Origin of the sequence: Streptomyces sp. NBC_00158 (assembly GCF_045160885.1) — a bacterium.
Taxonomy (GTDB): Bacteria; Actinomycetota; Actinomycetes; order Streptomycetales; family Streptomycetaceae; genus Streptomyces.
In genome coordinates this window covers 117,356-136,025 of the sequence record NZ_CP108162.1, presented here as the reverse complement: position 1 = coordinate 136,025, position 18,670 = coordinate 117,356, and the positions used below count along the sequence as shown (strand labels likewise).

The following is an 18,670-nucleotide window of genomic DNA, read 5'->3' as shown; positions in this document are numbered from 1 at the left end:
GGGCCTGTTCAGCCAGGGATCACCAGGCCCGCGTCATACGCGGCGATGACGAGGTGGACGCGGTCGCGGACGCCGAGTTTGGTGAGCAGGTTCGCGACGTGCGCCCTGGCGGTACCGGGGCTGACGCCGAGGTCGTCGGCCAGCTCGTGGTTGGAGCGGCCGCGTCCGACGAGCGTGAGGACCTCCCGCTCGCGTGCGGTGACGCCGGGGGCGATCAGCGCGTTGCCGACGGCGACCCTGCGCTGCCCTCCTGGGCTGGGGGAGGGCCGGTCACGCTCGTCGGCGCGTGGGGCCCCACCCATCGGAGAAGGGTCCGGACGGAGTCCAGGAGGTCCTCCCCGTTCCGGAGACCGCGGTGTTCCCGATGCGTCCGTCCGCTGTCGAAGTTCCCGTACTCCAGCTCGGCTTCACCGCTGCTCCAGACGATGAGCACGGCGAAGCGGTCACCGGTCTCCACGGTGAGCCAGGCGCTGTTCTTGGTTCGCCCGTCCTCGGGTGATCGCTGCGATGCGGCGGTGACTCCGCCTGCTCGCAGGACTGCTTCGTTGTCGGCGAACCAGGCGCGGAGTGCCTGTGGAAACCCGTTCACGCACCCCATTCTCGCCGGTGGCGCATCGTCGGCCTCCCCGCCCTGGCCCGACACCCGGTGGTACCCGACTCGTTCGCCCACGAATTCCCTGGGCCGCCGGCTGTCACACCGTACGGACCAACGCGTGGACGAGCCGCTCGACCTGTGCCCGGGAACCCGGCGCCGCGTCGGCCGAGCCGGTCATCAGGAGGTGGTGCAGCGTCCCCACGAGCGCGAGCGCCACCGGCTCCACGTCCAGCGACTTCGCGACCCTGCCGAGCTCCTGCTCGGCCCGGAGGTAGCCGCTGACCGCCTCCTGGATCGCGGTGAACCCCGGGGCGCCGGCCTGCCAGGCCTCACGGACCCGCCGGGCCGCCAGCGGCCTGGTCACCGCCAGCCCCACCAGCCCCGGATCCAGGGACAGTACCGTCGCCGCCACGTCGGCGAGGTTCTCTCCCACCGAACCGGTACCCGCTCTGGAGGGGAGGTTCTCCGACAGCGCGGCGGCCGTCCTGAACCGGTACAGGACGAGTTCGGCGACGAACTCGTCCAGCCCGGCGAAGTGCGTGTGCAGCACCCCCTTGGCGCACTCGGCCTCCTCGGTGACGGCGCGGCTCGTCAGCGCCGCGGCCCCGTCCCGGGCCAGGACGCGCTCCGCTGCCGCGAACAACCGCTCCCGCAGGCCTTCGATGGCGACTCCGCGCGGTGACATCAACATCCTCCTGGGAAAAGGGCATTGCAGGTATGGGCAAGCGCCCATACTCTTTGGGCGTACGCCCATTCTAGGGCTCTCGCCGGCTCTCGCCACCCGACCGACCGGAGGTCATTCCGCATGCAGCAGACCGCCAACACCGCCCAGGCACAGGCATGGAACGGCTACGAAGGCACGCACTGGGCCGCCCACCACGACCGCTGGAACGCCGTCAACGCCGGCTTCGACGAGCCGCTGCTCACGGCCGCGTCGGTGCGCCCCGCAGACCACGTTCTCGACATCGGCTGCGGTGCGGGCGCGACCACGCGTCTGGCCGCCCGCGCGGCGGAACGGGGCCGCGCCACCGGCCTCGACCTCTCCGGCCCCATGCTCGACCGAGCCCGAACCGCCGCCGCCGAAGAGGGCATCACGAACATCTCCTTCACGCACGGCGACGCCCAGGTCCACGACCTGCCCCGAGCCGCCTTCGACGTCGCCATCAGCCGCTTCGGCATCATGTTCTTCGCCGACCCCGCCGCCGCGTTCGCCAACATCGCCACCGCCCTGCGCCCGGGCGGACGCGTCGCCTTTCTGAGCGCGGCGGAACCCGAAGGGAACGACTGGCTGACGGCGCTCACCGCCCTCCAGGACATCCTGCCGATCGGCGGCTTCGGAGCACCCGGCGGACCGGGCATGTTCTCCCTCGCCGACCCCGACACCGCGACCGGCCTGCTCCGCGCGGCAGGCCTGCGGAACGTGCGTGCCGAACACGTCCGGGCGTACGGGACCTGGGGCAGAACCGCCCGGGAGGCGGCGGACTTCCTCCTCGACTCCGGCCCCGGCCGACACCTCCTCAGCGCGGCCGATCCCGCCACCCGAGCCCTTGCGCGCCACCGCCTGACCGAACACCTCGCTGCCCACGAGACCGACGGCGCGGTCCGGCTCCGCAGCACAGCCTGGCTCCTGACCGCCACCCGAACCACCTGACCGACGAGATCGCTGACGGGAACACGACGCATTGGCCTAGACCTATTGTGCGGTCCGGATCTCGACGGTACGTTCATGTCCGGCTGCGCAGCCTGCACGTACCGCACCACATCGCATCGTCGGGCACTCTGCCGGGCATCCCCGGCATTTTCAGGAGGACATGCCATGTACCGCCGCACAGCAGCCGCTCTCGCCACCGCCGTCGCTGCCGGAGCCCTCACGCTCGGCGCCGCGGGCGCCGCCGAGGCCGCCCCCGGCCCCGGCTTCTACGCCCGCAGCAACCACGCCTCGCAGACCGAATGCGTGGCCGCCGGCCGGGCCGGCTACAACATCTGGGGCCCCATCTTCTTCTGCGAGCCCTTCGGCCCCAGCCACCCGGGCGTCATCACCCTCTGGGTCCGCTACTGACCCACGCGGCCGCCCCGGGCCGACACGGGGCCGGCCGTACGGCAGTTGCGCAGCACCACAACCGCACCACCACGGGCGGTGGTCAGGCCGCTGTCCGGCCGCCCTGCCTCAGGCCGGGGGGACCAGGCGGTTCTCGTGGGCGAAGACCACGGCCCGGATCCGGTCGCGGAGTTCCAGCTTGAGCAGGATCCGCCCCAGATGGGACTTCACGGTCGCCTCCGCGAGGCACAGGGCGGCCGCGATCTCGGCGTTGGACAGGCCGCGGCCGACCTCGACGAGCACCTCTCGCTCCCGGCCGCTGAGCCGGTCCAGCCGCTCGTCGCGCACGGCGGTGCCCCGGTCGGCCAGGTGCGGACGGAAGTCCTCCAGCAGGCGCCGGGTGATCCGCGGGGAGAGCACCGCGTCGCCGGCCGCGAGGTTGCGGATCGCGGTGAGCAGCTCCTCGGGCCGGGTGTTCTTCAGCAGGAAGCCCGAGGCCCCGGCGGCGAGCGCGGCGAAGGCGTACACGTCCAGGTCGAAGGTGGTCAGGATCAGGACCCTGCTTCCCGGCGAGACCTCGACGACCTGCCGGGTCGCTTCGATCCCGTCCGTCCCGGGCATCCGGACGTCCATCAGCACCACGTCGGGACGCAGCTCACGGGCGAGGCGGACGGCCTCGGCGCCGTCCGCGGCCTCGCCGACCGGCGCCATGTCGGGCTGGGCCTCCAGGACCGTGCCGAAGGCCATCCGGAGCAGCGCCTCGTCGTCGGCGATCACGATGCGGATCGTCATGCGGCACCCGTCCCGCCGCCGCCCAGCAGGAGCCGCGTCCGCACACCCCAGCCGCCACCCGGAAGCGGACCCGCCCGCAGCGTCCCCCCGTACGCGGCCGCGCGCTCGCGCATGCCGGGGATGCCGTGGCCGGACGACGGAGCGGCGGCGGAAGGGGCCGCCGGCCGGGGGCCGCCGTCCGTGACCTCCACGCCGACGCCGTCGGCCGAGCACTCGACCAGGACCGTCGCGCGGGTGCCAGCGGGGGCGTGCTTGAGGGTGTTGGTCAACGCTTCCTGCACCAGGCGGTAGACGGTGAGTTGTGCGGTGGCCGGCACATGGGCGTGGCCGCCCCGGACCTCCAGGCCGGTCGGCAGCCCGGCGGCGGCCATCTGGTCGGCGAGCGCCGACAGCTGGGCGATGCCGGGCAGCGGGTGGCGCTCGGCGTCCGGTTCGTCGGCCCGCAGGACGCCCAGCGAACGCCGCATGTCGGTGAGGGCCTGCCGACCCGTCTCGGAGATCTGCAGCATGGCGGCGGTGGCCCGGTCCGGGGACCGGTGCTGCGCGTAGACGGCGGCGTCGGTGAGCGCGACCATGACGGACAGGTTGTGGGTGACGATGTCGTGCATCTCGCGGGTGATCCGGGCCCGCTCCTCGGCGACGGCCAGCAGCGCCTGCTGCTCCTGGTGCAGCGCCAGCCGGTCGGCCCGCTCCCGCACGGCGGCGAGGTAGGCCCGGCCGGTCCGCACGTTCACCCCGAGGACGGCAGCGGCGACCACCGTCGCGGAGAGCGCGACGAACGGTGCCAGGAACGTGCCGTTCGTGGCCCAGCGCGAGCAGGCCAGCACGGCCCCGCACTCCACGACGGCGGCGGCGAGCAGCGTGCCGCGCCGGCCCGTGTGCGCGGCCGCCGTGTACAGGGCCACCAGCAGGGCGACGTCCGCGGGCAGTTGGACGTCCGCCAGCCACTGGACGAAGGCCGCGGCCACCACGGCGGCGAACACCGCGAGCGGGGCGCGGCGCCGCCACGCCAGGGGCAGCGCCAGGGCGGCGGTGAGCGCCGCCGCCACCGGCAGCTCCCGGGCCGGGTACGTGGTCACGACGTGGAGCAGGAGCAGCGCCGGCAGCACCGATTCCCACACCAGGGGCGGTACCCGGTCCCGGTGGCGCACCGTCACATCCCCCCGCCGATCGGTCGTCGCGGCGGCCCGGCCGGGGCCGCCACCGCGTACAGCCGAAGCCTAGGCCGCGGGCCCGCGCCGCACATGAGCCCGGCGTCGGAGCGCGGCGGGCAGGAGTACGACCGGAGGATGATCCCCGCCCCCTCCCGCGGTCGCAGTCCGGCCGCCGGTCCGCGGTGCCCGGTTGCCACCCCGGTCGCACCGCGGCCCGCCCCGCTTGCCATTCCGGTCGCAGTGGGCGGCGCCCCGGAGGCCGATGCGGCGGCGCCGGCCCGGCGCCGAGCATGGCCGGGTGACCGAAACCACCCCGGGGCCGTCCGCGTCCCTGTCCCTGCCCCTGCCCCTATCCCTGTCCTCACCCCTACCCCTGCCCCTGTCCCTTCCGGAAGTCCTCGTCCTGCTGGGCGCCGTCGCGCTGCTGTTGGCACGCTGGCTCCCCTCTGCCGCCCGCCGGCCCGGCACCGTCGCGGCCGGGGCGGTCCTCGTACCGTCGGCGATCGTGCTGGGCGTCGTCGGGATCCGCTGGCAGATGCTGCCGGCCCTGGCCGGAGCCGCCGTCGCCTCGGCGTTCGCCCCCCCGCCCCTGCTGCGGCGCCGTACCGGCCGACCGGCGCGGCGGGCCCGCTGGTGGCTGGCCCTGCCGGGAACACTGGCCTGCGCCGGCCTGGTCGCCACCGGCCCGGTTGCCGCCTGGGCCTTCCCCGTACCCGTCTTCCCCGACCCGACGGGCGACTTCGCGGTCGGCACCCGGGTGGTCCAGTGGACCGACCCCCTCCGCCCCGAGAGCTTCACCACCGACCCGGACGACCGGCGCACGGTCGTGGTCCAGCTCTGGTACCCGGCGCAGAAGAGCCCGCCGAACGCCCCCCGGTCCCAGTACCTGGGACGTACGCAGGACGAGGCGCGGACCGTCTCCGAGGCCCTCGCCGACGGGGTCGGCCTGCCCGGATTCCTGGTCGACGGCGTCCCGAGGGCCCGCAGCCGCGCGGTCGTCGGCGCTCCGGTGGCCGGCGGGGGAGAGCGGTTCCCGGTCGTCCTGTTCTCCCCGGGGTCGGGCGGCGTACGGACGCAGAACACCGCCTGGGCGGAGGAACTGGCCAGCCACGGCTACCTGGTCGCCGCCCTCGACCACCCGTACGACTCCACCGTCGTCGTCCTCGCCGACGGCCGTACGATCCGCGCCACCACCGCCTCCTCCGGGGACCGCGACAGGGACGAGGAGCTGGCCGTCGGCTGGACCGCGGTACGGGCCGCCGACCTCGGCTTCGTCCTCACCCGGCTGGAGCGACTGGACCGAGGCGAGACCGCCGACCCGCTGACCGGACGCCTCGACACCGGCCGCGCAGCGGCGGCCGGCCACTCCCTGGGCGGAGCCGCCGCCCTTCAAGCGGCCCGGCAGGACCGCCGGTTCGACGCCGTCGTCGACCTGGACGGCTACCCCCACGGCCCCACCACCCCCGCCCTCGAACAGCCGGCGCTCGCGCTCACCCAGGAGATCACCGCCGGCACCGACCCGCGCTACCTGCCCCGGCTCACCGAGGCCCTCGCGCACAACACCGCGACGAGCTACCGGCTCACCGTCCCCGGCGCCGGGCACCTCACCTTCATGGACGGTCCGCTCTACCTGCCCCCGGTGCCCTCGATCGTCGGCACCCTGGGCCGCACCGAGAGCCCGCGCGTCGTGGCCGCGGCCACCCTCGCCTTCCTGGACGCCACCCTGCGAGGCGGCCCCGGCGACCCGGCCGACACCCTCCGGCCCTACGGCACGCTGGCCGTCGATAAATCCCTCGACAAGGGTCCGGTGATCAGGGACGCTACGCGCGATGACGAGAATCGATGACACACCGCCCGCGTGGGACGAGCGCACCCAGCTCACCACGTTCCTCGACTACGCACGTGGCACCGCCCGCGCCAAGTGCGAAGGCGTCTCCGCGGAGAACGCCCGCAAGTCGCTCCTGCCGGGCTCACCGCTGATGACCATGAGCGGAGTGATCAACCACCTCCGCTGGGTCGAGTACTACTGGTTCCAGATGGTCTTCCTGGGCGAGGAGGACCGGGGCCCGTGGACCGAGGAGGACCCCGACCGCGAGATGCGCATCGCCGTCGACTTCCCGCTCACGCAGCTGCTGGACGAGTACGCCGAGCAGAGCGCCCGCTACCGCGAACTGGTCGCCGGCAACGACCTGGACAAGCGGGCCCGGGGAACCATCCGCAACGGCCTCCACGTCGACCTGCGCTGGATCCTCCTCCACCTCACCGAGGAAACGGCCCGCCACAACGGCCACCTCGACATCCTGCGCGAGCTGCTCGACGGCAAGACCGGCTACTAGATCCGGGAGAGATCCACGGGCGTGAGCCAGAGCCGGGTGCCCGACCTCCCCCGCTCGTGGATGACGGTCCGTCAAGAGGCCGTCGCCGGTGCGAACAGCGTACGGACGGTTCCGGTGGCGAGGTCGCGCAGCCAGGTGTGGGCGCGGTCGTCGTCGTAGCGCTGGTGCCACAGCAGGTACAGGGGGACGTCGGGCAGCGGCAGCGGCAGCGCCAACGTGATCATGCCCAGCCGGTCCCGGGCCGTGCGGGTGACGGCGTCGGGGAGGGTGACGACCAGGTCGGTGTCGAGGGCGAGTTGCAGGGCGAAGGCGGTGGTGGGCCCGGCGGCGACGACGCGTCGTTCGAGGCCCTGCGTGGTCAGGACCTCGTCGATCCGGTCGCGCAGCCGTCCGCGCCGCGAAACGGTGAGGTGTTCGGCCGCGGCGTAACGCTCGGGACTCAGCGGGCCTTCCGCGAGCGGGTGGCCCGGGCGGACGGCGACGACCAGCCGGTCCCGGCCGACGAGGCGGTGGCGGATGTCGGGCAGCGTCGGAACGCCGGCACTTGATTCGAGGTCGACCTCGCCCCGGCGCAGCTCGGCGTCGTCCGTGCCGGCTTCGGCGGACAGGCGCAGCCGGACGCCGGGCGCCTGATGGCGGACGGCGGTGACCAGTGCGGCGCCGCAGGCTGCGGTCAGGGCGTCGTGCCAACGCACGGTGAACACCCGGTCCAGGCCCTCCAGGTCCAGTTCCCCCTGCGCGGAAAGGAGTTGGTGGGCCCCCTGCACGAGGGCGTGGACCTGGGCGCGCATGGCCAGCGCGCGGGTGGTGGGGACCATGCTGCGGCCCGTGCGGACCAGGATCTGGTCGCCGGTGGCCTTGCGGATGCGGCCCAGGGAGCGGCTCATCGCCGGCGCGGTGACGTGCAGGCGTGCTGCGGCGCCGGCGACGCTGCCCTCTTCCAGCAGGGCGTTCAGGGCGGTGAGCAGGTTCAGATCCAGTTGCATGGGAGTAACTCTACGAGTGAAAAGCATGCACTTGTTGTTAATGATCGGGCGGCCTACCTTCGAAGTGCGGGGCAGCGCGAGCGCCCCGCTCCCACCACCCCCGAGGAGCCCGCCATGAGCACAGCCACGCCTTTCGACGCCGGTACGACGCTCCTGCCCGACGTGACGGCCGCGGTGAAGACCGCCGGCGCCACGCTGCGCGACCGCTACGCCCCGCACGCCCGGGGCGCGAGCCTGGACGAGGTCGTCGGCGAGATCCACGCCAACGACGACGCGGTGCTCGCCGTGCTGCGGGAGCCCCTGCTGCGGGCCCGGCCGGGCTCGCAGTGGGCCGAGGACGAGCTGGCCGGCGGCGCGCTCCCGCCCGGGGAGTGGTGGGTCGTCGACCCCGCCGAGGGCAACATCAACCACGTCCACGGCATGGAGGACTGGGCCGTCACCGCCACCCTGGTCCGCGACAACCAGCCGGTACTCACCGTCGTCCACCTGCCGCTGACCGGCGACACCTACACGGCCGTGGCCGGCGGCGGCGCGCGCCTGAACGGCCGGCCCCTGAAGGTGTCCGTCAAGACCGACCTCGGTGCGGCCCTGACCGGAACCGGCCAGGCCAGGCCCGGGGAGGACGAGCGCACCTTCCGCCGGATCGGTGGTTCCGTCACCGCCATGCTCGTCAACGGCCTGGTCGTGCGCGTCTCCGTACCCGCCACGATGCAGCTCATCCACGTCGCCGCCGGACGCATGGACGCGTTCTGGCAGTTCTCCGACGTCCGCTCCGGCCTCGTCGCCGGCGCCCTGCTGGTCTCCGAGGCCGGAGGCACCGTCACCGACCTGGCGGGCGAGGCCTGGAACACCGCCAGCCGCGACTTCCTGGCCGCGGCCCCCGGCATCCACGGCGCCGCCCGCGAGGTCCTCGCCCCGCTCGCCTGACCGGACGCCCCGCCGGACCACCCCGCCCCACACCCCCGCCCCACACCGCAAGGAGCAGCAACGCATGACCCACATCGGCATTCTGGGTACCGGCCGCGTAGGCACCAGCCTCGCGCGCAAGCTCGCCGCAGCCGGGCACCTCCTCACCCTCGGCGGCCGCGACCCGCACGACACCGACGCCCGCACCACCACCCCCGCGCCCACGCCGCGGGTCACCTTCGCCGACCACCGCGTGACCGCTCGCACCGCGGACATCGTGATCAACGCGACGCCCGGCGACGGCTCCCTGGAGCGCCTCACCGACCTGCGCACCGAACTCACCGGCAAGATCCTCATCGACGTCTCCAACGCCACCCGCGACGCCGCCGACGGCCTGCCCGGCGAACTCTGCCATCCCGGCAGCAGCCTCGCCGAGAAGCTGCAGGCCGCGCTGCCCGGCACCCGCGTGGTCAAGACCCTCAACACCATGCTGTTCACGGTCATGACCGCCCCCGAAACCCTGGCCGTCCCCCCGACCGCGTACCTCTCGGGCAACGACGAACAGGCGAAGCGGACCGTCACCGGCCTGCTCGGCGACCTGGGCTGGGGATCCGAACAGATCGAGGACCTGGGCGACATCACCACGGCCCGCGCCACCGAGGCCATGGTCCTGATCGTCCCCCACGTCCTGCGCCGGCGCGGCTTCGAGCCGTTCGCCGTCTCGCTCGCCCGCTGACGGGCGGCGGACGGAGCGCGCAGGACGCGTGCGGCGTCCGCCTGCTTGGTCTCGACCCGTCCTGCGGGGTTGGCACCGGTCCTCAGTGCCTCGCAGGCGGCCGGCCAGGCGTCGTCGCCCCGGTGGAGCCGGGTGCGCAGATACGCCGCGGTGAGCCGGGCGAGGGCGGCGACCCGCTCCGGGTCCTCGTCGGTGGTCTCGGCGGCGTCGTATCCGGCGATCCCGCCGAGCCCGTGTTCCGCGCCGAACAGGGTGAGCAGGGCCTTGGGGCCGGGGCGAGGGTGTAGGGGTCGGCGTGCCAGTCCGGCCCCATGTCGGTGACGTGCCGGGGGTCGTCCTCGTCGCCGACGACGACCAGCGCGGGTGCGGTCATGGTGGAGAAGTCCACGGCCCCGATGACCGGCCACTGCTCGGCCATGGGCCCGTTGAAGACCTCGCCGCCCCTGCCCGGCGGGGCGAGCAGTACGCCCGCCTTGATCCGGGGTTCGGCCAGGTGCACCACGTTCCCGGTGTCGGGGTCGGTGAGTCCGGCGCCCAGCAGGAGGGCGGCGGTGAAGCCGCCGAGCGAGTGTCCGGCGAGGGCGACCTTGGCGGGGTCGATGCGTCCGGCGAGCCGGGGACATCACGTCGACCGGGACCCCCCGCGGCGGCATCACGGGGGCGCCCGGGTGGTGCGGGAGGGAGGGGGCGGCGTGCCGCAGGCGGGCCGTTCGGCGGTTCGCCGATGCTGTCGGCATGACCCAGCCGCAGGTGATCGTGCATCCTCCGGACGGCCGGGGGGCGCGGGAGGTCACCGTCGCGGGGCGGACGGTGGGCCGCGCCTGGTCGATGCGGGATCTGCGCAGGGTACTGCGGAGGGCGGACATCGGGCCCGATGTCGACCTCGGCAACCCGGGCGTGGTGCGGTGGCGTGCGGATCCGGGCTTGTGGCCCGACAAGGCGTGGGCGCGGCGGGCGGGCGGCAGTTGCATGGCCGCCGGACTGCTGGTGTCCGCGGCCGTGCTGGCCCGGGTCGGTCTGTGGGACGTGATGGGGGCGCTGACGTTCGGCGGCCGGGTCATGGGGGCGGTGTTCCTGGCCGGTGCGCTGGCGGAGGTCGCCGCAGCGGTCGCCGCGGTGGACTTCTGGGGCAAACGGCGAGTGCGCCATTGCGGGCCGGCCGTGGTCCTGGGCGTCGTCGCCGCGGTGACGAGCCTGATGCTGCTGGTACTCCAATGGGAGGGCGGATACCGCCATGGCTGGCTGTGGCTGTGGGCCGCCCTGGCGGTGTGGTGCTGCTGGGCCGGGTGGGAGCTGACCCGCCAGAAGGCCTGGCAAGGACTCCCGCACCCGAGGCGCTTCGCCCTCGGCGTGGCCGGGTCGGGGGTGGTGGGCGCCGCCAGCCTGGCGTACTCCTCGATGTACAGCCCGTACATCGCCCCGCCGCAGGTGCCCTTCGGCGCTTCGTTCGGCAAGCCGACGCTCAACGCCGCGCACACTTCCCTGTACGTACCGGTCCGTCTCACGTTCAAGAACGACGGGCCTGCCAGCATCCATGTCGTGGGAACGCTCTGGTCGGCGACGTTGTGGCCTTCGACGTACACCGGGCCGGGAACCGACTTCGGCACGTGGGAGGGCGAACTGGGATCGGGCTTCGACAGCTACCGCCATGAACGCTTCACGGGCACGTCGAGCGTCCTGGCGGCGGGAACGATCACGGGGCCCGGTGACCGGCTCGATCCGGGAGACGACTTCTCCAAGGAGGCGATCGTCGAGGTACCGCTGAAGGCGGGAGCCGACGGCCGCGTCGAGATCTACGCCATCACCTCCTTCATCCGGGCCGACCGGGGCAAGCTGGCCAACAGCTACCGCGACTCCGTGCAGTACTCCTGGGACACCGAATCGGAGGCCCACGAGCACCGTCTCAACCCGCCCGGCTGGCTCGCCAGACCAGAGGACGAGTTCTTCCGGTACCGGGCGCGGATCTACCGCAGCAGCGCGATCATGCGCATCACCCAGCCCCCGGACTGGGCGGCCATGTGGTGGGTGATCCCCAAGGAAGACGGTGCGACCCCCTACATGAGCGTCCACATCGCCCGGGACGCCGACAGCCAGGAGCGGCTCAGCGACGCGCAACAGGAACCGTACGGGATGAAGACCCTGCAGACCTCGGCCGACCAGCCGGTCGCCCTGCTGAGACGGGCGTCCTCCTCCCCTTGACCCCGCATGGTGGTCGTGGTGCGGCGTCATTGCTCCCAGTAGTCGCGCTGCGGCAGTTCGACCCATACGTCAGGCGGGCCGGTGACGGCGCGTGCGTCGGTCAGTCGCAGTCCGGGGAAGCCACACGCGAAGGCCGCCGCGTTGTGCCGGTAGAGGTAGGAGGCCAGGACTTCTTCGGGACCGTCGCCGGGTTCGGGCGAGCCGCCCGGGTGGAGGTCCGAGCCTTCGAGGCTGCCGTTACGGGCCGGCCTGCCCTGGTTGCCGCTCTTGGGGTTGGCGTAGAGGCCGTAACAGAGGGTTCCGGCGGACAGGCGGGTCACGACACCCGGCGTCGACGGGGCGTAGCCCCATGGCTGGGTGACGACGCAACCACCGCGCACGGTGGTCACGCCCACGATCTGCAGGCTCGCGTCGAAGTCGTGCGCCCAGGGCTCTTCGCGCAGCTGCTCCGGTTCCCTGCTGTCGGCGGGGGTCGCCTCCAGGCGGCGAATCGCCTCTTCGGCATCGATCCCGGCCACGCACGCAAGACCCGTGCCCTCGTAGTGGACGTCTGCCAGTGCGGCGACGAGCCGCGCGCCCGCCCCCCTCCGCGGTGCATCCGGCCGGCTCCCGCCACCGCCCCGTACGGGCAGCATCACAGACGGGTCTGACAAACGACCGAGGACCGTCAAAGGGCCGGGGACGCCGACACCAACGAGACGGGGTCGCATGTCCCGTTTCAGTGGCGGGTGGCGGTGTTCCCTAGGGGCTGGCCGTCAATACCTCGTAGATGTACTTCGCCATGTCCGTTCCGCGCGGTTTCGCCACGGCGGGCGCGGGCGAGCCCGTGGTGGTCACCATCTCGTAGGACACCTTCACGAGCAGGTTGTCGATGCGGAACATCACGTGCGCGTACCCGTAGTCGGTGCCGGTCGGGTTCGACAAGCAGAGTTCGTCCGCGAAGTCGTGCAGCCGCACGGCGTTCTTGTAGAAGGAGCCCGTGCGCTCCTTTTCGAAGGCCGCCGATCCGAAGGCGCCGGACGAGAACCGCAGCGTCGTGACGCTGACGTCGGCGGCCCAGGGGTGGTTGGACCAGTAGCCCTCCGTGCTCCACCGGCAGTCACGTGACTCTGCGATGCCGGCCAGGAGGCTGGCGCCGGGCGCCGATGCGTCGTCCCTGCCGGTGTCCATACTGGGAATGACCGTGGTGGCCCTGCTGCCCACCTTGGCGCAGATGTCGGGGATCTTGTCGTACCGCACGGTGACCGCCGGCGTCGGCGTCGGCGTCGGGCTGGGGGTCGGGCTCGGGGTGGCGCTCGTGCCGGGAGTCGCGGAGGGCGCGGCAGGGGAATCCGCCCGGCTCGGCTGCTGTCCGCCGCTCCCGCGGCCGTGCCGGAGCGCGAACGGGACGGCGGCGACCGCTGCGAGCAGGAAGAGGGCCGCCAAGAGCACGACCCTCCTGCGCTTCCAGGCCGATCCGCGCGGCGGGCCGGCCGCCCCAGGGGGCAGGTCCCTCGTCCGCGGGCCGTCCTCGGGCGGCGCGATCTCGGTCGTGGCACCGGCGGCGCGCAGCCCCGTACCGGCGCCGGCCGCGTCCAGGCGCAGCTCGGGATCGCGCGTCAGCAGGCCCGCGATCGTCGGTGCCAGCACCCCGGCGCGCGTCATCGGCTCCGGGTCACGGGTCATGACCGCCGCGAGCGCGGCCGCCACGTTGTCGGCGGCGAACGCCGGCCGGCCCTCGACCGCGAAGTAGAGCGTGGCGCCCAGGGACCACAGATCCGCGGCCGGACCCGGCTCGGATCCGGCCAGCCGCTCCGGGGCGACATAGCCGACGGTGCCCCGCAGAGCCGCCGTCTGGGGCGCGGTGGCGTGGGTGACCGACGCGATTCCGAAGTCGGTGAGCACCGGTCGGCCCTTGTCGTCGAGCAGTATGTTCTGCGGCTTGATGTCGAGATGCAGAACACCGTCGTCGTGCGCTGCCGACAGCGCGTCGAGTAACCGCTCACCGAATTCGGCCGTCCGCTGCGGACTCAGCGGGCCGTTGGCCGCGACCTCCTGGTCGAGCGTGCGCCCGGCGACGAAGCGCATGACGATCCACGGCTGGCCGTCCTCCTCCAGGACGTCGTGCACCGCGACGATGCCCGGGTGTTCGAGGCGGGCGATGGCCCTGGCCTCGCGCAGCGCACGCCTGCGCAGTCCGGCCTGCTCCTCGGCGCCCAGGCCGCTCGGCAGGTGGAGCGCCTTGACCGCGACCGTACGGTGCAGCTTGCGGTCGTACCCTCGCCAGACGGAGCCCATCCCGCCCGTGCCGATCGGCTCGGTCTCCAGCACGTACCGACCGTCGGCGAGGCTCCGTCGTCCACTCACGGCCGGATCTTACAACGGCCCGTGAAATAAGGTGAGTTGTTGGAGTCAGCGGCGGCTGTAGACCGCATGGACCGGGTCCTCGCAGGTGGCGCGGGGCAGGGCGTGCGCTGGGCCGAACCGGGGACCCGGAGGCTGCCCCGGTGTCGCGCCGGGCGCGCCAGGGAACCCATGGAGGGCTCATCCGCCCGAGACGACCGCATTCCCGCGGACCCGGCACGGCGGCGGGCGTCGGACGGAGGGACGGCAGTGCCGAAGGCCTATCTGGTGGGCAGTGGGATCGCATCGCTCGCGGCGGCGGCGTTCCTGATCCGCGAAGGCGGGTTCTCGGGGAAGGACATCGCGATCCTGGAGGAACAGGAACGCGAGGGCGGGAGCCTGGACGCGGCGGGGTCCCCCGACACCGGGTACACCATGCGCGGCGGCCGCATGTTCGAGATCCACTTCGACTGCACCTACGACCTGCTGTCTTCCGTTCCGTCGCTGGACGACCCGGCCAAGTCGGTCACGGAGGACACGTTCGCGTTCCACCAGGACTTCGCCTGGGACGACCACGCCCGCCTCGTCGACGCCGACGGGAGCATCATCGACGCGCACGCGATGACGTTCTCCGAACGGGACCGCCTCGAACTCGTGAAGTGCGTGGCCACGCCCGAGGGGCTGCTGGACGGCAAGCGGATCTCGGACCTGTTCCACGAGGAGTTCTTCACCACCAACTTCTGGGCGATGTGGTGCACCACGTTCGCGTTCGAACCCTGGCACAGCGCGATCGAGTTCCGCCGCTACCTCAACCGCTTCGTCCACCTCTTCAAGACCTTCGACACCATGTCGGGCATCTACCGCACCCGGTTCAACCAGTTCGACTCGATCGTGCGGCCCCTCCTGGCGTGGCTGACCGCTCAGGGCGTCACCCTCCAGCTCGGCACCCGTGTCACGGACCTGCGCCTGGCCGACGGCGACGCGCTGACCGTCGAGGCCCTCGTCTGGGAACGCGGCGGGAAGTCCGGCCGGACGGCCGTCGGCCCGGACGACCTCGTGATGGTGACCAACGGCTCCATGACGGCGAACTCCACCCTGGGCTCCACCGATGCCGTCCCCGCCCTGGACACCACCTCCTCCAGCGGCGCCTGGCAGCTGTGGGAGACACTCGCCGCCAAGCGCCCCGGACTGGGCGACCCGAAGGTGTTCGGCTCCCACATCGAGGACTCCACCTGGGAGTCGTTCACCGTCACCACCAAGGACCCGCTCTTCTTCAAACTGATGGAGGAGTTCAGCGGGAGCGGGGCGGGCAAGGGCGGCCTGATCACATTCAAGGACTCCAGCTGGCTGCTGACCATCGTGCTCAACCACCAGCCGCACTTCCGGGACCAGCCCGAGGACACGTTCGTGTGGTGGGGGTACGCACTGTTCCCCGACCGGCGGGGCGACTTCGTCAACAAGCCCATGTCCGAGTGCACCGGCCGGGAGATCCTCGACGAGGTACTGCGGCACCTGCCGTTCACCGAGAGCGAGCGCATCCTGGACGGCTCCCTCGTGATCCCCGCGAAGATGCCCTACATCACCAGCCAGTTCCTGGTCCGCAAGGCCGGCGACCGCCCCCGGGTCGTACCCGCTGGCTCCACCAACCTGGCCTTCATCGGCCAGTACGCCGAGGTTCCCGACGACGTGGTCTTCACCGTCGAGTACTCCGTACGCACCGCCTGGACCGCCGTCGCCCAACTGCTGGGGCTCGACAGACGGCCCCCGCCCGTCTACAAGGGCCGGCACGACCCGAAGATCCTCATCGAGGCACTCCAGACCCTGCACCGACGCTGACCGAACCCGCTACGGCCCCTGCTCGAACAGCACGATCGGAGCGGCCCTAGCACGCCGGTGCCGAGCCGCGCCGGGGCTTCGCCCCGCCCTCACCTGGAACGGTCAAGGTCGTTTCCGGTTGCCCCGGCCGGGCTGACACGCTGGCTCCGTTCGCGGGCGCATCCTGCCCTGCCGAAGTGGACGGAGACAGCGGCGTGGTGACAGCCGACGGCAAGGGAAGGCCGGTCGATCGCGGGGCGGACGCGGTCCAACTCCTCGCAGGAGTGGTGGACCTGGGGCTGGAGCAGGCCGAGGGCCTGTTACGGCGGCTGCGCGGCACCCTGGGCAGGTCCGACCTGCACGAAATGGTGGCCGACGGCCAGGAAGACCTCAGGGCCCGGGGCGAGCTGCTGCTCGGCCGCCTGGCCAACGGCTCCGAACCCCACATGGAATCGGTGGCCCGCCGCTCGGTGGCCTACCAGAGGGCCGCGGGCGGGTGAGGGCGGCCGAGGGCGGGACAGCCTGGGACGGCGGCCTCAAGGTCCGCGTCGATGGCGCGCTCCACGGCTTCGTCGCCGAGGAGACGGCCCTGCTGGTCGCCATCGACCCTGAACTGGGGCCGGTCGCCGAGCAACTGAGCGCCGTGGTGGCAGACGGCAAGCGGCTCCGGGCGGCCTTCGCCTACTGGGGCTGGCGAGCGGCCGGTCAGCCCGACAGCGAGGCCATGGTGCGGGCCGCCACCGCGATGGAACTGGTGCACGCGGCGGCCGTGGTCCACGACGACCTGATCGACGAGAGCCCCGTCCGCCGGGGCCTGCCCACGGCGCACCTCGCACTCCGCGGGGCCGTGCCCGAGGGCCCCGGCCGGGAGGCCGCGGGCCGGGCCCTCGCCATGCTGGTCGGTGACCTGCTGACGGCCTGGTCCGGCCAGCTCTTCGCCTCCTGTGGCCTGCCCGCCGGCTACCTGGCCCGGGCCCGCCCGCTCTGGGCCACCCTGGCCCGGGAGCTGATCGCCGGCGAATGCCTGGAGGTGCTGCGGACCCGGGCCGCCCCCTCGGAGACCGGCTCGCTGGAGATCGTCCGCTACAAGACGGCCAAGTACACCGTCGAGCACCCGCTGCACCTCGGCGCCCTGCTGGCCGGCGCGCCCCCGGAGCTGCTCGACGCGCTCACGGCGTACGGACTGCCCCTCGGCGAGGCCTTCCAGCTCCGTGACGACCTGCTCGGCGTGTTCGGCGACCCGGCCCGCACGGGCAAGTCCAACCTGGACGACCTGGTCGGCGCCAAGCCCACCGCCCTGCTCGCCCTCGCCCTGGCCCGATCCGGCCCCACCGACCGGGCCAGGCTGCACGAACTGCTGAGCCACCCAGGCCCCGGCGCCGACCGACTGGACGAACTGCGCGCCCTGCTGACCCGTTCCGGTGCCCGGTCCCGGGTCGAGGAGCTGATCGAGGAACGCGCCGCCGCCGCCCGCGGCGCCCTGGCCCGGGCCGCGCTCCCCGCGCAGGCCGCCGCCGCTCTGGGCGACCTGGTCACCGCCGTCACCGCACGGACTTCCTGACCCTCCAGCCCCTCCAGCCCCTCCGTCGATTGAGGACCCGATGACGTACACCCCCGAGCGGATGGATGCCCTGCGGCTGCTCGGCGACCCGCTCGCCGACTCCGTGGTCGCCACACTCTTCGAACGCGGCGAGGTCGGCAAGTTCAACACCCTGATGCGGTGGTTCGCCCAGAGCGGCCGGCCACTGCCGGACGACGTCCCCGCCGAGGCCCGCGCTTACCTGGAGGCAACGGCGACACCGCCCTCCTGGGTGGACTGGGACCAGATGGAGAAGGCCCGGCTCTTCTTCATCGACAACAACGTGCACATCTCCACCGCGCTGTCCTTCGCCTCCATGCCCGCCTGCTACGTCGTCCCGCACATCGCCAAACTGCTCAGCGCGACGCACTCACTGGCCTACCCGTCGAAGCGGATGGCCGAGACCGGGCAGTTCACCCTCTACCTGATGCGCCCGGACGCCTTCGAGGAAGGCGGCCGCTTCCTCCCCGGAGCCCAGAAGGTCAGGCTGCTGCACGCCTCGATCCGCCACCACCTGCGGCGGGAAGGGCGCTGGGACGAGGCGGCGCTCGGTGTGCCGATCTGCCAGGAGGACATGATCGGGGGACAGATGATGTTCTCCGTGCAGGTGCTCGACGCCCTGCACCGGATGGGCATCCACATGTCCAACGAGGGCGCCGAAGCCTACTTCTACGCCTGGCGGGTGGTCGGGGCCATCCTCGGGATCGAACTGCCGGACATGCCGGCCGACCTGGACGAGGCCCGGGAGTTCTCCGACCGCTACATGGCCCGGCACATGGGGCCCTCCGAGGAGGGCGCGCTCCTCACCAGGCAGCTCATCGATCTGTACGAGGAGGTCGTCCCCGGAACCCTCTTCGACCCGGTCGTGGCCGCCCTGATCCGCTTCCTGATCGGCGACACCAGCGCCGACTGGCTCCAGGTCCCCCGGTCCGCCTGGGACCGCGCCGTCACCCTGACCCCCACGCTCCTCGGCCTCCTGGAACGCATCGAGGACGCCTCCCCCCTGGGGGCCTGGGCCCTGGACCGCCTGGGCGAACTCACGACCCGCCTCGAACTGAGCTCCCTCACCCGGGGCCGGGTCATGCAGTACGCCATCCCCGAGGAACTCAAGCCCGACTACGGCGTCACCTCCACCAAACCCCGCACCGACCCGTGGTCACCGCCTCCGCTCGCCCTCTGAAACACCGATCGGCTCGCGGCCGTACGCGGTCT

The 18,670-nt window shown here is 72.8% G+C and carries 18 protein-coding genes and 1 pseudogene; 11 read left to right on the top strand and 8 right to left on the bottom strand.

From position 1 onward, the window contains the following. Positions 1-8 precede the first annotated feature (8 nt). Together OG553_RS35845 and OG553_RS35840 are read right to left on the bottom strand one after the other, a co-directional pair. The gene (locus OG553_RS35845) at positions 9-302 is read right to left on the bottom strand and encodes a response regulator transcription factor (RefSeq protein WP_405983238.1); all 294 of its coding nucleotides are present in this window, start codon (positions 300-302) and stop codon (positions 9-11) included. A gap of 390 nt (positions 303-692) precedes the next feature. Beyond that, positions 693-1,280: a TetR family transcriptional regulator gene (locus tag OG553_RS35840; protein WP_331727975.1), complete on the bottom strand. Its 588-nt coding sequence runs from the start codon at positions 1,278-1,280 to the stop codon at positions 693-695. 120 nt (positions 1,281-1,400) lie between these two features. Here OG553_RS35840 and OG553_RS35835 point away from each other — a divergent pair, with 120 nt between their 5' ends. Both OG553_RS35835 and OG553_RS35830 read left to right on the top strand, forming a co-directional pair. Next, entirely contained in the window at positions 1,401-2,246 is an 846-nt protein-coding gene (locus OG553_RS35835) for a class I SAM-dependent methyltransferase (protein WP_331727971.1), read from the top strand. Between the two features lie 165 nt (positions 2,247-2,411). Continuing rightward, complete coding sequence (locus OG553_RS35830; protein WP_331727968.1) at positions 2,412-2,654, top strand: hypothetical protein; 243 nt, start codon at positions 2,412-2,414, stop codon at positions 2,652-2,654. Positions 2,655-2,762: 108 nt separating this feature from the next. On the opposite strand, the gene OG553_RS35825 is transcribed toward OG553_RS35830, so the two are convergent. Together OG553_RS35825 and OG553_RS35820 are read right to left on the bottom strand one after the other, a co-directional pair. Then, complete coding sequence (locus OG553_RS35825; protein WP_331727966.1) at positions 2,763-3,425, bottom strand: response regulator transcription factor; 663 nt, start codon at positions 3,423-3,425, stop codon at positions 2,763-2,765. Next, a complete protein-coding gene (locus OG553_RS35820) occupies positions 3,422-4,582 on the bottom strand; it encodes a histidine kinase (protein ID WP_331727964.1) in 1,161 nt (386 codons plus the stop codon). The genes OG553_RS35825 and OG553_RS35820 overlap by 4 nt, the downstream gene beginning before the upstream one ends. Before the next feature lie 259 nt (positions 4,583-4,841). On the opposite strand from OG553_RS35820, the gene OG553_RS35815 reads away from it, so the two are divergent. Then, the gene (locus OG553_RS35815) at positions 4,842-6,425 is read left to right on the top strand and encodes a hypothetical protein (protein ID WP_331727961.1); all 1,584 of its coding nucleotides are present in this window, start codon (positions 4,842-4,844) and stop codon (positions 6,423-6,425) included. Continuing rightward, positions 6,409-6,915, top strand: a complete 507-nt coding sequence (locus tag OG553_RS35810) for a DinB family protein (RefSeq protein WP_331727958.1) — start codon at positions 6,409-6,411, stop codon at positions 6,913-6,915. The genes OG553_RS35815 and OG553_RS35810 overlap by 17 nt, the downstream gene beginning before the upstream one ends. Before the next feature lie 71 nt (positions 6,916-6,986). Here the strand turns inward: OG553_RS35810 and OG553_RS35805 are convergent, their stop codons facing one another. Then, positions 6,987-7,901 carry a LysR family transcriptional regulator gene (locus OG553_RS35805; protein ID WP_331727955.1) on the bottom strand — a complete coding sequence of 305 codons (915 nt, stop codon included), beginning with the start codon at positions 7,899-7,901 and terminating at the stop codon, positions 6,987-6,989. A gap of 114 nt (positions 7,902-8,015) precedes the next feature. Here OG553_RS35805 and OG553_RS35800 point away from each other — a divergent pair, with 114 nt between their 5' ends. Both OG553_RS35800 and OG553_RS35795 read left to right on the top strand, forming a co-directional pair. After that, the gene (locus tag OG553_RS35800; RefSeq protein ID WP_331727952.1) at positions 8,016-8,828 is read left to right on the top strand and encodes an inositol monophosphatase; all 813 of its coding nucleotides are present in this window, start codon (positions 8,016-8,018) and stop codon (positions 8,826-8,828) included. Positions 8,829-8,892: 64 nt separating this feature from the next. Then, positions 8,893-9,543, top strand: coding sequence for an NAD(P)-binding domain-containing protein (locus tag OG553_RS35795; protein WP_331727950.1), 651 nt, complete (start codon positions 8,893-8,895; stop codon positions 9,541-9,543). Between the two features lie 44 nt (positions 9,544-9,587). Here the strand turns inward: OG553_RS35795 and OG553_RS35790 are convergent. Further along, positions 9,588-10,162: pseudogene (locus tag OG553_RS35790) on the bottom strand (alpha/beta hydrolase family protein); the annotation flags it as partial. Positions 10,163-10,278: 116 nt separating this feature from the next. On the opposite strand from OG553_RS35790, the gene OG553_RS35785 reads away from it, so the two are divergent. After that, positions 10,279-11,742, top strand: coding sequence for a hypothetical protein (locus OG553_RS35785; protein WP_331727947.1), 1,464 nt, complete (start codon positions 10,279-10,281; stop codon positions 11,740-11,742). 26 nt (positions 11,743-11,768) lie between these two features. On the opposite strand, the gene OG553_RS35780 is transcribed toward OG553_RS35785, so the two are convergent. Both OG553_RS35780 and OG553_RS35775 read right to left on the bottom strand, forming a co-directional pair. Further along, positions 11,769-12,260, bottom strand: a complete 492-nt coding sequence (locus OG553_RS35780; RefSeq protein WP_331727944.1) for a hypothetical protein — start codon at positions 12,258-12,260, stop codon at positions 11,769-11,771. Positions 12,261-12,483: 223 nt separating this feature from the next. Next, positions 12,484-14,088: a serine/threonine-protein kinase gene (locus OG553_RS35775; RefSeq protein WP_405983237.1), complete on the bottom strand. Its 1,605-nt coding sequence runs from the start codon at positions 14,086-14,088 to the stop codon at positions 12,484-12,486. 246 nt (positions 14,089-14,334) lie between these two features. On the opposite strand from OG553_RS35775, the gene OG553_RS35770 reads away from it, so the two are divergent. The 4 genes from OG553_RS35770 (at position 14,335) to OG553_RS35755 (ending at position 18,638) form a co-directional block, all read left to right on the top strand. Continuing rightward, entirely contained in the window at positions 14,335-15,900 is a 1,566-nt protein-coding gene (locus tag OG553_RS35770) for an oleate hydratase (RefSeq protein ID WP_331728689.1), read from the top strand. Between the two features lie 194 nt (positions 15,901-16,094). Next, positions 16,095-16,379, top strand: coding sequence for a polyprenyl synthetase (locus OG553_RS35765; RefSeq protein ID WP_331727938.1), 285 nt, complete (start codon positions 16,095-16,097; stop codon positions 16,377-16,379). Then, the gene (locus OG553_RS35760) at positions 16,376-17,440 is read left to right on the top strand and encodes a polyprenyl synthetase family protein (RefSeq protein WP_331727935.1); all 1,065 of its coding nucleotides are present in this window, start codon (positions 16,376-16,378) and stop codon (positions 17,438-17,440) included. The genes OG553_RS35765 and OG553_RS35760 overlap by 4 nt, the downstream gene beginning before the upstream one ends. Before the next feature lie 40 nt (positions 17,441-17,480). Next, positions 17,481-18,638 (top strand): oxygenase MpaB family protein, encoded by a 1,158-nt coding sequence (locus OG553_RS35755; protein WP_331727931.1) that lies wholly within the window; start codon positions 17,481-17,483, stop codon positions 18,636-18,638. The last annotated feature ends 32 nt before the right edge of the window (positions 18,639-18,670 follow it).